The sequence below is a fragment of the Streptomyces spinoverrucosus genome (assembly GCF_015712165.1).
GTDB lineage: Bacteria > Actinomycetota > Actinomycetes > Streptomycetales > Streptomycetaceae > Streptomyces > Streptomyces spinoverrucosus_A.
The window spans coordinates 1,717,400-1,729,942 of the sequence record NZ_JADPZX010000001.1 but is presented as its reverse complement, the minus strand read 5'-3'; the positions used below and the strand labels follow the sequence as shown (position 1 = coordinate 1,729,942).

General features: G+C 71.2%; 11 protein-coding genes and 1 tRNA gene. 5 read left to right on the top strand and 7 right to left on the bottom strand.

The genetic code is table 11. From position 1 onward, the window contains the following. Window positions 1-29: 29 nt before the first annotated feature. Genes I2W78_RS07865 through I2W78_RS07845 form a run of 5 tightly spaced genes read right to left on the bottom strand, consistent with a single transcriptional unit; the run spans window position 30 to window position 4,594 of the window. Window positions 30-1,124: an ABC transporter substrate-binding protein gene (locus tag I2W78_RS07865; RefSeq protein ID WP_196458168.1), complete on the bottom strand. Its 1,095-nt coding sequence runs from the start codon at window positions 1,122-1,124 to the stop codon at window positions 30-32. Further along, window positions 1,121-2,425 carry a sulfate adenylyltransferase subunit 1 gene (locus I2W78_RS07860; protein WP_196458166.1) on the bottom strand — a complete coding sequence of 435 codons (1,305 nt, stop codon included), beginning with the start codon at window positions 2,423-2,425 and terminating at the stop codon, window positions 1,121-1,123. The genes I2W78_RS07865 and I2W78_RS07860 overlap by 4 nt, the downstream gene beginning before the upstream one ends. A gap of 2 nt (window positions 2,426-2,427) precedes the next feature. Next, window positions 2,428-3,330: a sulfate adenylyltransferase subunit CysD gene (gene cysD / locus I2W78_RS07855; protein WP_196458158.1), complete on the bottom strand. Its 903-nt coding sequence runs from the start codon at window positions 3,328-3,330 to the stop codon at window positions 2,428-2,430. Then, window positions 3,327-3,896, bottom strand: a complete 570-nt coding sequence (cysC, locus tag I2W78_RS07850) for an adenylyl-sulfate kinase (protein WP_196458156.1) — start codon at window positions 3,894-3,896, stop codon at window positions 3,327-3,329. Before cysC ends, cysD begins: the two co-directional genes overlap by 4 nt. After that, the gene (locus I2W78_RS07845) at window positions 3,893-4,594 is read right to left on the bottom strand and encodes a phosphoadenylyl-sulfate reductase (RefSeq protein WP_196458154.1); all 702 of its coding nucleotides are present in this window, start codon (window positions 4,592-4,594) and stop codon (window positions 3,893-3,895) included. Before I2W78_RS07845 ends, cysC begins: the two co-directional genes overlap by 4 nt. A gap of 320 nt (window positions 4,595-4,914) precedes the next feature. On the opposite strand from I2W78_RS07845, the gene I2W78_RS07840 reads away from it, so the two are divergent. From I2W78_RS07840 to I2W78_RS07830, 3 genes are all read left to right on the top strand, one after another. Next, complete coding sequence (locus tag I2W78_RS07840; protein ID WP_196458152.1) at window positions 4,915-6,657, top strand: selenium-binding protein SBP56-related protein; 1,743 nt, start codon at window positions 4,915-4,917, stop codon at window positions 6,655-6,657. After that, complete coding sequence (locus tag I2W78_RS07835) at window positions 6,654-7,904, top strand: hypothetical protein (RefSeq protein ID WP_196458150.1); 1,251 nt, start codon at window positions 6,654-6,656, stop codon at window positions 7,902-7,904. The genes I2W78_RS07840 and I2W78_RS07835 overlap by 4 nt, the downstream gene beginning before the upstream one ends. 88 nt (window positions 7,905-7,992) lie before the next feature. Continuing rightward, window positions 7,993-9,684, top strand: a complete 1,692-nt coding sequence (locus I2W78_RS07830) for a nitrite/sulfite reductase (RefSeq protein WP_196458149.1) — start codon at window positions 7,993-7,995, stop codon at window positions 9,682-9,684. Between the two features lie 67 nt (window positions 9,685-9,751). Here the strand turns inward: I2W78_RS07830 and I2W78_RS07825 are convergent, their stop codons facing one another. After that, window positions 9,752-11,158: a pyridoxal phosphate-dependent decarboxylase family protein gene (locus I2W78_RS07825; protein ID WP_196458148.1), complete on the bottom strand. Its 1,407-nt coding sequence runs from the start codon at window positions 11,156-11,158 to the stop codon at window positions 9,752-9,754. 215 nt (window positions 11,159-11,373) lie between these two features. On the opposite strand from I2W78_RS07825, the gene I2W78_RS07820 reads away from it, so the two are divergent. Further along, on the top strand, window positions 11,374-11,730 hold the full coding sequence (locus I2W78_RS07820) for a nuclear transport factor 2 family protein (RefSeq protein ID WP_196458147.1): 357 nt from the start codon (window positions 11,374-11,376) through the stop codon (window positions 11,728-11,730). An 87-nt stretch (window positions 11,731-11,817) separates the two neighbouring features. On the opposite strand, the gene I2W78_RS07815 is transcribed toward I2W78_RS07820, so the two are convergent. Further along, window positions 11,818-12,198 (bottom strand): hypothetical protein, encoded by a 381-nt coding sequence (locus I2W78_RS07815; RefSeq protein ID WP_196458146.1) that lies wholly within the window; start codon window positions 12,196-12,198, stop codon window positions 11,818-11,820. Between the two features lie 199 nt (window positions 12,199-12,397). Here I2W78_RS07815 and I2W78_RS07810 point away from each other — a divergent pair. Continuing rightward, a tRNA-OTHER gene (locus I2W78_RS07810) sits at window positions 12,398-12,486 on the top strand. Window positions 12,487-12,543 lie beyond the last annotated feature (57 nt).

Genomic DNA, 12,543 nt, shown 5'->3' with positions numbered 1-12,543 from the left:
ACCTCCTGGGAAAACTCGGGTGTCGGGGTCTACTCGACGCCGAGGGCGGCGTCGTCGACGGTGGGTTCGCCCTCGGCCCGCAGAACCTTGTTCAAAAGCGCGAGGTCGTAGATGCCGTCCAGTTGCGGGTCCTCCAGCAGCCCGGCCCTCGCCGCATGCCCGGCCTGGGCGCGCAGCGTGCCGGCCAGCGGGTCGTCCAGGAAGCGGATGCGGGGCCAGGCGTGCGCCAGCACCGGGGCCGGTAGCTCCTTGCCCGTCAGCTCCTCCAGCGCGGCGTTGGCGGCGCGTCCGGCGTCGGCCGGGTGCGCGCGGATCCAGCGGTTGGTGCGCACCGTGCCGCGCAGGACGGCCTCCACGACGTCGGGATGCTCCCGCAGGAAGCGCTGCGACACGACGACATTCGTGATCACGAACTGCTGCTCCGGCCACAGCGTCGCCTCGTCGAGCAGCACCTTCGCGCCCTCGGCCACCAGTTGGGACGCGGTCGGCTCCGGCACCCACGCCCCGTCGACGGCCCCCGATCTGTAGGCGTCCGGGATGACCTTGGGGTCGGTGCGGATGACCGACACGTCGCCGTCGCCGCCCCGCGGATCCACCTTCCAGCCCTGTTCCGCGACCCAGTTCAGGAACGCCACGTCCTGCGTGTTGCCCAACTGCGGCGTCGCGATCCGCCTGCCCTTGACGTCACCGGGCGTCCTGATCTTGCGCGGGTCGACGACCAGGCTCACGCCCCCGGACGCGGCCCCCGACACGATCCGCAGATTGCGGCCGCCGGACCTCGTGTAGCCGTTGACGGCGGGGGAGGGGCCGATGAACCCGATGTCGATGGCGCCCGCGTTGAGGGCCTCGATCTCGGACGGCCCGGCGCTGAACGCCACCGCCTTGAGCTGGGTGCCGCCCAACTCCTCCTGGATAAAGCCCTGTTCGACCCCGACGAGGGCGGTCGCGTGCGTCAGATTGGGGAAGTAGCCGATCCGTACGGAGTCGACCGACAGCTTCCTGCCGTGCGCGGCGACGGGCCTGCCGTCGTCCTCGGCGGCGCGGGAGCCGTAGCCGCACGCGGTGACGGCGGCGAGCAGCAGGTACGGGACAACGGCGCGGACGACACCATGGCGCACCCTCATGAGGCGACATGCTCCCTGCCGAGTCCGCCGCTCGCCCTGTTCGTCCCGGGAGCGATGAACGCCTCGCCGGCCATTCCGGCGGTGCGGGTGCTCCCGTCCGCCGCGTCGACGAGCAGGAACGCGCCGGTCCGCCGGGACACGGCGTACGGATCCACGTGCACCGGCTCCGCCGTGCGCAGGACGGCCTGCCCGATGGCGTTCATGGGCAGTTCCACGGGGGCCGGGGACAACGACAGGTCGTGGAGCCGGAGTTGATGCGTGATCCGCTCGACCACCGCACGGACGGTGCGGGCGCCGTGCCGCAGCAGCAGGCGCTCCCCGTCCCGCAGCGGACGTTCGTGCAGGTGACAGAGGGTGGCCACGATGGTCCTGGTGGCCGTCGGCGCGCCCTGGCTGGGCACGATCAGATCACCGCGCGAGACGTCCACGTCGTCCGCGAGCAGCAGGGTCACCGACAGCGGGCTCCAGGCCGCGTCGACCGGTGTGCCCAGCTGGTCGATTCCGGTGATGGTGGTGGTGCGACCGGAGGGGAGTACGGTGATCTGCTCGCCGACGCGGAAGGTGCCGGCGGCGATCTGGCCCGCGTAGCCCCGGTAGTCGGGGTGCTCGGCGGTCTGCGGCCGGATCACGTACTGCACGGGCAGGCGGGCGTGGCAGTGCGCCGGGTCGTGGCTCACCGGCACGGTTTCCAGGTGTTCCAGGACGGTGGGGCCGCCGTACCAGTCCGTGTGCGCGGACGGTTCGACGACGTTGTCGCCGTTGAGCGCGGAGATCGGGATGGCGGTGACCTCGGGGACGCCGAGTTCGGTGGCGTACGCCGTGAACTCCTCGGCGATGTGCTCGAACACGGGTTGCTGGTATCCGGTGAGGTCCATCTTGTTGACGGCGAGGACGATGTGGGGGACGCGGAGGAGGGCGGCGATGGCGGCGTGGCGGCGGGTCTGTTCGACGATGCCGTTGCGGGCGTCGACGAGGATGACGGTCAGCTCGGCCGTGGAGGCGCCGGTGACCATGTTGCGGGTGTACTGCACGTGGCCGGGGGTGTCGGCGAGGATGAAGCGGCGTCGGGGTGTGGCGAAGTAGCGGTAGGCGACGTCGATGGTGATGCCCTGTTCGCGCTCGGCGCGCAGGCCGTCCGTCAGCAGGGCGAGGTCGGGGCTGTCGCCGCGGGAGGCGCGGGTGACCGCTTCCAGTTGGTCGGTGAGGATGGATTTGGAGTCGTGCAGCAGTCGGCCGACGAGGGTGGATTTGCCGTCGTCGACGGAGCCGGCGGTGGCGAGGCGGAGGGTGTCGGTGGTCATGGCTAGAAGTACCCCTCGCGCTTGCGGTCTTCCATCGCGGCCTCGGAGAGTTTGTCGTCGGCGCGGGTGGCGCCGCGTTCGGTGAGGCGGGAGGCGGCGATCTCGGCGATGACCTGCTTGAGGGTTCTGGCGTCGGAGTCGACGGCGCCGGTGCAGGACATGTCGCCGACGGTGCGGTAGCGGACCTGGCGTTTCTCGACGGTCTCGGTGTCGCGTGGTCCGCCCCAGTCGCCGGGGGTGAGCCACATGCCGTCGCGTTGGAAGACTTCGCGGTAGTGGGCGAAGTAGATGGACGGTAGTTCGATGTCTTCGCGGGCGATGTACTGCCAGATGTCCAGCTCGGTCCAGTTGGACAGGGGGAAGACGCGGACGTGTTCGCCGGGGGCGTGCCGTCCGTTGTACAGGTTCCACAGCTCGGGGCGTTGCCTGCGTGGGTCCCACTGGGAGAACTCGTCGCGCAGCGAGAAGACGCGCTCTTTGGCCCGCGCTTTCTCCTCGTCGCGGCGTCCGCCGCCGAACACGGCGTCGAAACGCTCGGCCTGGATCTTCTCCGTGAGCGGCAGTGTCTGGAGTGGGTTGCGGGTGCCGTCGGGGCGTTCGCGTAGCACACCGCGGTCGATGTAGTCCTGTACGGAGGCCACATGGAGGCGCAGCCCATGTGCGGCCACCACACGGTCGCGGTAGTCGAGGACTTCGGGGAAGTTGTGGCCGGTGTCGACGTGCAGCAGCGAGAAGGGCACCGTCGCGGGCGCGAACGCCTTGAGTGCCAGATGCAGCATGACGATGGAGTCCTTGCCGCCGGAGAAGAGGATCACCGGCCGCTCGAACTCGCCCGCCACCTCGCGGAAGATGTGCACCGCCTCCGACTCCAACGCGTCCAGGTGTGATGGAGTGCGTTCCGTCATGCGAGCCCTCTTTCTGTGAGGACCGCGTGCAGCGACGCGGCGGATTCCTGCACGGTCTGGTTCTGGGACTCGATGCGCAGGTCGGGCGCTTCGGGCTCCTCGTAGGGGTCGTCCACGCCGGTCAGTCCCGTCAGCTGGCCCGCGGCCTGCTTGGCGTACAGCCCCTTCACATCGCGCACGGAGCACACCTCGACCGGGGTGGCCACGTGCACCTCCAGGTACGACGTGCCGTTCGTCTCGTGCCGCTTGCGCACCGCGTCACGGCTGTCGGTGTACGGCGCGATGACCGGGACGAGGGCCTTCACACCGTTACGGGCGAGGAGTTCGGCGACGTAGCCGATGCGCTGGACGTTGGTGTGCCGGTCCTCGCGGCTGAAGCCGAGGCCGGCGGAGATGAACTCGCGGATCTCGTCGCCGTCGAGCACCTCGACGAGGTGGCCCTCCTCGCGCAGGCGGCCGGCCAGCTCGTACGCGATCGTGGTCTTGCCGGCGCTGGGCAGGCCGGTGAGCCAGACGGTGGCTCCGCTCGTCACGTGCTTCTCCTGAGGGGTCGCTGTGGTGGTCATCCGTGCAGTCCGCACTCGGTCTTGGCTCGTCCGGCCCAGCGGCCGGCGCGGGCGTCCTCGCCGGCGAGGACGCGGCGGGTGCAGGGGGCGCAGCCGACGGAGGTGTAGCCGTCCATCAGCAGCGGGTTGGTCAGCACGCCGTGTTCGGTGACGTAGGCGTCGACGTCGTCCTGGCTCCAGCGGGCGATCGGGGAGATCTTGACCTTCTGGCGCTTGTCGTCCCAGGCGACGACGGGGGTGTTCGCGCGGGTGGGGGACTCGTCGCGGCGCAGTCCGGTCGCCCACGCGTCGTAGTTGGTCAGCCCCTGCTCAAGCGGTTTGACCTTGCGCAGGAAGCAGCACAGGTCGGGGTCGCGGTCGTGCAGTTTCGGGCCGTACTCGGCGTCCTGCTCGGCGACGGTCTGGACGGGGGTGAGGGTGATGACGTTGACGTCCATCACGGCCTCGACGGCGTCGCGGGTGCCGATGGTCTCCTCGAAGTGGTAGCCGGTGTCGAGGAAGACGACGTCGACCCCGGGCATCGCGCGGGAGGCGAGGTGGGCGACCACCGCGTCCTCCATCGAGGACGTCACACAGAACCGCTTGCCGAAAGTCTCCGCCGCCCACCGGAGAATCTCCGGCGCGGAAGCGTCCTCCAGGTCGCGGCCCGCCCGCTCGGCGAGCGCCCTCCCGTCATGTTTCCGTTGAGCCACTGTCATCCGGGTGCCCTTTCGTCGGTACCGGAAAGAACATTTCGGAAACCATCGCGAAACGCGATGCCGAATGGTCTCGGTGGCGATTTCGACGCACGCCGAACGCGTGGCCCGAATGACGTTACCAACGGCGGCGGATGGCGCGCTGACCGATCGCTGACCCTCTTTCCCGGCCCGGATGTCAGCGTGCGGCAAGCTCCGGATCAGCTCTGAGTCAGTGACCTCTTGGGATAGTTCCGGATGAGTCACGGGGGGACGGGGCCCCGCGCGCGTCAGAAATTCGATTTGGTGCAGAACGCTGTTTCCCGAAATGGATGGGGCCGACAATGAGATTTCACCGGTTACGACAAGTCGCCACGGCACGGCGCGCCTTCTTCGGCGCGTTGGTCCTCTCGGTGACCGCCGGTCTGCTCGCCGGAGGAGGCACCGCCGCGGCGGACACCCCCCGCGAGTGGACGTCTGCCGTCAAGGCCGCGGACGGCGTCACGTACACCGCGACCAACCACCTGACCAAGGCCGCGGACGGCCAGGGCCGCAAGTGGCTGCTGGCCTGGGCGGGTCCCAGCAAGCAGCCGGCGCCCGACTTCCTCGCCGTCATCGACGCCGAGCCGAAGTCGCCCACCTACGGCGACGTGGTCAACACGGTGACGATGGGGCCGGGCACCGGCAACGAACCGCACCACCTGCAGTACATGTGGCACAAGGGCGACCGGATCTACGCCGGTGGCATCCTGTCGGACACCACGTTCGTCTTCGACACGCGTGCCCTGCCCGCCGTCCGGCTCGTGGGCGTGAACACGCCCGCCGAGACGCCGTGCGGCACGCTGCCCGACGCCTACCAGGTGCTCAGCGACGGCACCGCGTACGGCACGTACATGGGCGGACCGGACGTGTCCGGGCCCTGTACGTACACCAACGGCGAGGTGCGCGTCGGCAACGGCGCCGCCGGCTCCCCGGGTGAGATCGTCCGCATCGGCAAGGACGGCCGTACCCTCGCCGAGATCCCCGCCGCGACGGAGGACGGGGAGTCCGCCGAACAGTGCGGCAACGTGCCCCAGTTGCCGGCGGCCAGCTGCTCCAACCCGCATGGACTGGCGGTGCGCGAGGACCTGGACATCATGGTGGCCAGCGACTTCGCCGAGGCCCGCAACTTCATGACGCCGGACTCGCCGCTGCGCGAGGAGCTCGCCCGCCAGACCGTGCGTGTCTTCGACATCAAGGACCGCAACAACCCGAAGCTGCGGTCCGTCTCCAAGGTCCACGACGGGCCGCGCGGCGCGCTCGAGAAGCGCCCGTTCTTCCGCGAGTCCCGCGTGGTGATGGAGGTGGCCACCACCAACAAGCCGGGCCACCGGGGCGCCTTCGTCTCCTCGATGGCGGGCGGCGCGGTCTTCTACACGCCCGACATCACCGCCAGGAACCCCAAGTGGCGCGAGGTGTTCGACGACACCACCTCCTACCGTGCCTTCCAGAAGGACGACTCCGTCACCGGCAGCGGCGACAACTCCAGCTGGCTGGCCGTCAGCCCCGACGACCGCTACCTCTTCCACACGGTCATGGGCCAGTCCGTGCCGTTCGGCGCGCCGCTCGACGCCACCACCGGCATGCTGTACGTCCTCGACATCCGCAAGCTGCTGGCCGCCGGCCCGAAGACCCGCTGCTCGGTCGACGAGCTCAACGAGGCCTACACCGGCGGCTCGGAGCGGGACTGCCCCGAACTGGCCGGAGTGGTGCCGATCCGGGACGTCACCGCGGGCGGCCCGCACTGGGGCACCATGGACGTCTTCCAGCGCGGCCACGGCGGCATCTACCGGGAGACCGACCGCGTCAGCCGGATCGCCGTCGCCAACTACTTCGTCTCCGGCTCCTTCGGCGGCGGCGGTGACCACCGCGTGTGCATGTTCACCCTGAACGGCAAGGGACGTCCCGCGCTCGACCGCGGCTTCCGCGACGAGCACACCGGCGAGCCCTGTGTCGCCTTCGACCGCACGTCCTGGCCGCACGGCGACCACGGCGACGCCCAGCCCCACGGTGTGCTGTTCGCGGTGAGCGACCGCGTCCTGCGATGAGGGCGGACCTCTCGACGGCGGTGTCCGGGGCCGCGGGTCCCACCGGCCCCGGACACCTGCCTTCCCTGTACGGGGGCCTCGTACTGGGCGCGCTCGTGCTGAGCGTCGCGCTCGTCCTCGGCCTGTGGCTGCTGCGGCGCGGAGTGCTGCGCCGCAGGGCCGCCGCATGCGGCTACTTCGCCGCCACCGTGGCCGGCGCCGTGGTGGCCGGTACGGCGGTCGCGGCGGGCCCGACGCAGCCGAGCGAGGCGGCCGCGCGCCCCGGTGCGCCGCTGCTGAGCCCGGTCACGCTGGGCGGCCGGAGCGTCCCCGTCACCGTGGTGCCGGGCCGGCCCGGCCTCAACCTGGTCGGGGTCGCCGCCGACGGTGCCTCGGCAGGTGTGCGGCAGGACCGGCTGACCGCGGGCCGGGTGTACCCGGGCAGCGAGCAGACCTGGGTGACGGTGCGGCTGCCGGAGGGGCGCAGCCGGCTGTGGGTGTCGGCCGCCGGGACGACCGCGACCGTAGCGGTCGACACCGGCAAGGAGCGCGCCTCCGTCCCCGCCTCGCTGAGCGGCAGCGACGGACCGGAGTGCGCCGCGGCCGCGGTCGGTGCCCTCCTGGCGGGCGGCAGCCGGCCGCTCCAGGAGTGCCCCGCCGACCGGCTCGACCCGGCGGACGCGGCCGATCTGCGGTCCGTCGTCGGGTTCCTGGCCGGCCGCGGCGAACGCGCCGTCGCCCTGGCCGGCGACGACTCGGCCCGTTCCGTCGCGGCCGCCGAGGTGGTGCGTGACGCCGCCCGGCGGGCCGGCCTCGACGTGACGCGGCCCGGCACCGGCAGGCACCCGCTGATCGTCGTGGCCGGTTGGGAACGCGCCGCCGCGGCCGTGGAGGGTGTGGCCGGCGGACGGACCACGGCCCAGGGCACCTACCTCGCGCCCTGGCTGCTGACCCCGCCGCTGCTGAGCCCCGGCGCGGGCCAGATCATCCCGCTGCGGTACGTGCCACGGGGACCCGACGCGACGCGCTACCTCACCGCCCTGGGCGAACGGCTCCCCGGCGAGCCGCCCGCCGCGGCCGGCTACCGGGCCTGGCGGTCGGTCGGCGGCACCCACGACCGGTCACCCGCCAAGCTCTACGCCGTCGCCGTGCCGTACGTGCCCGGCAGCGGTGGGCAGGGCGGCGGGCACCACCACGCCGCACGGACGGACTGGCTGCCCGACGGCATGATCGTTCCCGTGACGGGCCCGCTGAAAGAGCCCGCCTGACAGCCGGACCGCCCGTCGGCGGGGAGCGGCGTCCATGGCCGCCCCTTGCCGACGGGCGACCGGCCCGGCCATCGAAGGAGCACCCGGGATGAGTGAGTCCGTCACGACGTCCGTGCCGCCACCGGCCCGGTCGCCGGGCGCACGCAGCGAGGGCCAGTGGGCCCTGGGCGAGCGCGCGCCCCTCAACGCCAACGAAGAGTTCAAACAGCGCGAGGACCCGCTGCGCGTGCGGGAGCGGATCGAAACGGTCTACTCCCGCACCGGGTTCGCCGGCATCGACCCCGACGACCTGCGCGGCCGCTTCCGTTGGTGGGGCCTGTACACCCAGCGCAAGCCGGGCATCGACGGCGGCCGTACCGCCGTACTGGCACCCGAGGAGCTGGAGGACGAGTACTTCATGCTGCGGGTCCGTGTGGACGGCGGACGGCTGGACGCGGCTCAGCTCAGGGCCGTGGCGGACGTCTCCATGCGTTTCGCGCGCAACACCGCCGACATCACCGACCGGCAGAACATCCAACTGCATTGGGTGCGCATCGAGGACGTGCCCGCGATCTGGCGCCGGCTGGAGTCGGTGGGCCTGTCGACCACCGAGGCGTGCGGCGACTGCCCGCGGGTCGTCATGGGCAGCCCCGTCGCCGGCGTCGCCGCCACCGAGCTCCTCGACGCCACCCCGGCCGTGCAGGAGATCGTCGACCGCTCGGTGGGCGACCCCTCGCTGTCGAACCTGCCGCGCAAGTTCAAGTCGGCCGTCGCCTGGCTGCCGGACGTGCCGTACGAGGTGAACGACATCGCCTTCCTCGGCGCGGTGCACCCCGAGCACGGACCCGGGTTCGGGGTGTGGGTGGGCGGCGGCCTGTCCGCCCAGCCGATGCTGGCCAAGTCGCTGGGCGTGTGGGTGCCACTGGCCGAGGTCCCGGACGTGTGGCTGGGGGTGGCCCGGCTGTTCCGGGACTACGGCTACCGGCGGCTGCGCAACCGGGCCCGGCTGAAGTTCCTCGTCGCCGACTGGGGAGTGGACCGGTTCCGCGAGGTCCTCGAGAAGGAGTACCTGCACCGGCCGCTGCACGACGGACCGCCCCCACAACTGCCCGAGCGGCCCGTCGACCATGTCGGCGTCCACCCGCAGCGCGACGGGCGGTGGTACGTCGGGGCCGCGCCGGTCGTCGGCCGCATCTCCGGCACCCGGCTGGCCGCCCTCGCCGACGCGGCGGAGGAACACGGCAGCGGACGGGTCCGCCTGACGCCCTATCAGAAACTGCTCGTCCTCGATGTCGCCGATCCCGAGCCGCTCGTCGGCGCGCTGCGAGAGATCCGTCTGGAGGCGGATCCCTCGTCCTGGCGGCGCGGCACCATGGCGTGCACCGGCATCGAGTACTGCAAACTCGCCATCGTCGAGACGAAGGAGCGGGCCGCCGCTCTCGTGGCCGAACTGGAGCGCCGGCTCGCCGGTCAACCGCTGGACCTCGCCGTGAACGTCAACGGCTGCCCCAACTCCTGCGCCCGCACCCAGGTCGCCGACATCGGCCTCAAGGGCCAGCTGGTGCCCGGTCCCGACGGCACTCCCGTGGAGGGGTTCCAGGTGCACCTCGGCGGGGGGCTGACCCTCGCGGAGGACCAGGACAGCGTGTTCGGCCGCAAGCTGCGCGGTCTGAAGACCACCGCGGCCGACCTTCCCGACTATGTCGAACGGCTCTCCCGCCGCTACCTGGAGGGCCGCCGCGACGAGGCGGAGACGTTCGGCCGGTGGGTGGCGCGGGCGGCCGACGACGACCTGAGGTGAGCCGCGGCCACGAGATCCGGCCCGGTGCGCAGACCGCGCACCGGGCCGGACCCGTGTTCCGCGGACGTCACGTCCGCGCCGTCGGGACGGCCTTGAGGACCGCCTCCCGGATGACCTCCACACTGCGGTCCACGTCGTGCTCGGTGGTCCGCCAGTTGACCAGCGACACCCGCATCGCGGCCCTGCCCTGCCAGACGGTGCCGCCGAACCAGCAGACCCCGCTGTCCTGGATCAGGCCGATCACCCGCCGGGTCGTCGCGTCGTCGTCGCCGAAGCGCACCATCACCTGGTTCAGCACGACCTCGTTGAGGAGTTCCACGCCGGGTATACCGGAGAGGCGCTCGGCGAACCGGGCCGTGAGGTCGCAGCACCGCTCCACCAGCTCGGCCACACCGTCGCGGCCCAGGCTGCGCAGCACGGCCCACACCGGCAGGCTCCGCGCCCGCCGGGAGAAGTCCGGCACCCACTCGATGGCGTCCCGCTCGCCCACCGCGCCCGCCGGCAGATAGCCGGCCCGTCCGCCGAGCATCGCGGTCCGGTGCGCCTCGGGGTGCGCCACGACCACGATGCCGCAGTCGTAGGGCACGTTGAGCCACTTGTGGGCGTCCAGCGCCCAGGAGTCCGCCTTCTCGACCCCGTCGACCAGCGGCCGCAGCCGGGGACTGGCCGCGGCCCACAGCCCGAACGCCCCGTCGACATGGACCCACGCGCCGTGCCGGTGGGCGATGTCGCAGATCTCGCCGACCGGGTCCACCGCACCGGAGTTGACGTCGCCGACCTGCGCGCAGACGATGACCGGCCCCTCCAGACCGGCCAGCGTGTCCGCCAGGGCGTCGGGCCGCATCCGGCCCCGCTCGTCGACCGGCACGTTGTGGATGCCGCCGCTGCCGAAGCCGAGGTAGCGCGCCGCGAGGTCGATGGTCATGTGGTGCTGCGCCCCGGCCACGAGGTGCACGCGCGGTGCCCCCGGCAGGCCGTCGCGCTCGACGTCCCAGCCCATCGCGCCGAGCAGTTGGTGGCGGGCGGCGGCGAGCGAGGTCAGATGGGCCATGGTGCAGCCGGTCGGGAAGCCCACCGAGGCGTGCCGCGGCAGCCCGAGCAACTCCAGCACCCACTGGCCGGCGACGTGTTCGGCGACGGCGATCGCGGGCGAGAGGTTGTACAGGCTCGCGGTCTGGTCCCAGGCCGCGACGAGCCAGTCCGCGGCGATCGCCACCGGCAGGGTGCCGCCGGTGACATAGCCGAAGTAGCGCGGACCGGACGCCGTCGGAATACCGCCCTCCGCGACGGCCCGGCCCAGCAGGGCGATGGTGTCGGCGGCGTCGGTGGGCCCGCCGGGCAGCGGGCCACCGAACATTTTCAGCAATTGTTCGGCATTTGCCGTGGCGCCCACCGGTCGTCGGGCGAGCCCATCCAGATATTCCGTCGCCTGCTGATATGCCAGGTCGAGTGGTGCCCTGTCCGCAGTGGTCATGACCTCACGGTATGGCGTATTGGCTGACAACCGGCTGACCGTCGGGCACTTGGGCTTGGACGAGATCGCGTCCGGCGCGGTATGACTTTCCTGCGACCGCGTTCGGACAATGTGAGACGTGCCCGCACGGCACCCCCCACAGCCGTTTCGCGGTCGTAGCGGTGTTCGGTCATTCCGGCGCTGTGCCGGACCGACAGGAGGGTGTACGAGGGGCAATGTCAGATGAGCAGACGCTTGCCGTTATCGATCAGTTCAATCGGGCGTTCCGGGAACACGATCCCAGTCTTCTGAGGGATCTGCTCGCCGAGGACTGCTACCTGGAGAACTCCGGTCCGGCGCCGGACGGTTCACGGCACAAGGGCTATGCCGAGTGCCTGGAATTCTGGTCCCAGATCGCCGGCAACAAGAACCTGGAGTTCGTGCCCGAGGAGGTGTGGGCGGCCGGTGAACGGGCCGTGTGCCGCTGGACGCTGCGCTGGGGCTCCGGCCCGCAGGACTTCGTCCGGGGCGTCAACGTGACCAGGCTGAAGAACGGCCGGATCGTGGAGAGTTTCGGCTACGTCAAGGGCTGAGTCGCCCGACGGGCACGACGACCGGGCGGGCGCCGCGCAGCCGCGGCACCCGCCCGGTCGGCCGTCCCAGGACAGCGGACAGCGCACCTAGTCCAGCTGGGAGACCACCATCACGCAGTCCTCCAGCGCCTTGGTGGCGTGCCCCTTGCCCACGGTGTCCTCCACCAGCTGGGTGTTGCCCGGCGAGAACAGGCGCGTCGTGCCGTCGCTGACGCTGCACTCCAGCGAGCCGCTGATGAGGGTCATGATCTGGCGGCGCGGCGCGGGGTGGAAGTCCCCCTCGTAGCCGGCCGGCAGGAACAGGTAGACGGTCTGCTTGGCCGGCACGCCCTCGGAGACGTAGATCGGCGGCGCCGGCGGAGCGAAATTAGCCGCGGTCACCTCCAGGGTCTCCTCGATGAAGTGCGATTCCCCGTGCTCGTCGTTGTAGAGCCGCGACACGGGTATTTTGCGGGTCTCAGCGCTCACCGGACATCTCCTCTGTGGTGAAACCTCGGCGCCCGCGCGGCGAATCCACCGGGCCGCGGGCCCTGCCTTGCCGCCACTATCCCAGGCGCCACTGATGGCCTCCTGATATCGGACCTTCCGAGATGCCGCTCGCCGCTCAGTTTTCTATCAGGGGCGTGTCAGTACGGGTGTGCCAAGCTATGAGCAACGAAAGGCCGTTGGAGAGGTACCCAAAGCGGCCGAATGGGGTCCGGTGGGGTACTCACCGGTCGGGTTATGCCCGCGCAGGTTCGAATCCTGCCCTCTCCGCTGGCGCTCACCCAGGCACGCGCATCCCGAATTTCTCAGGATGCGCGTGTCTTTGGC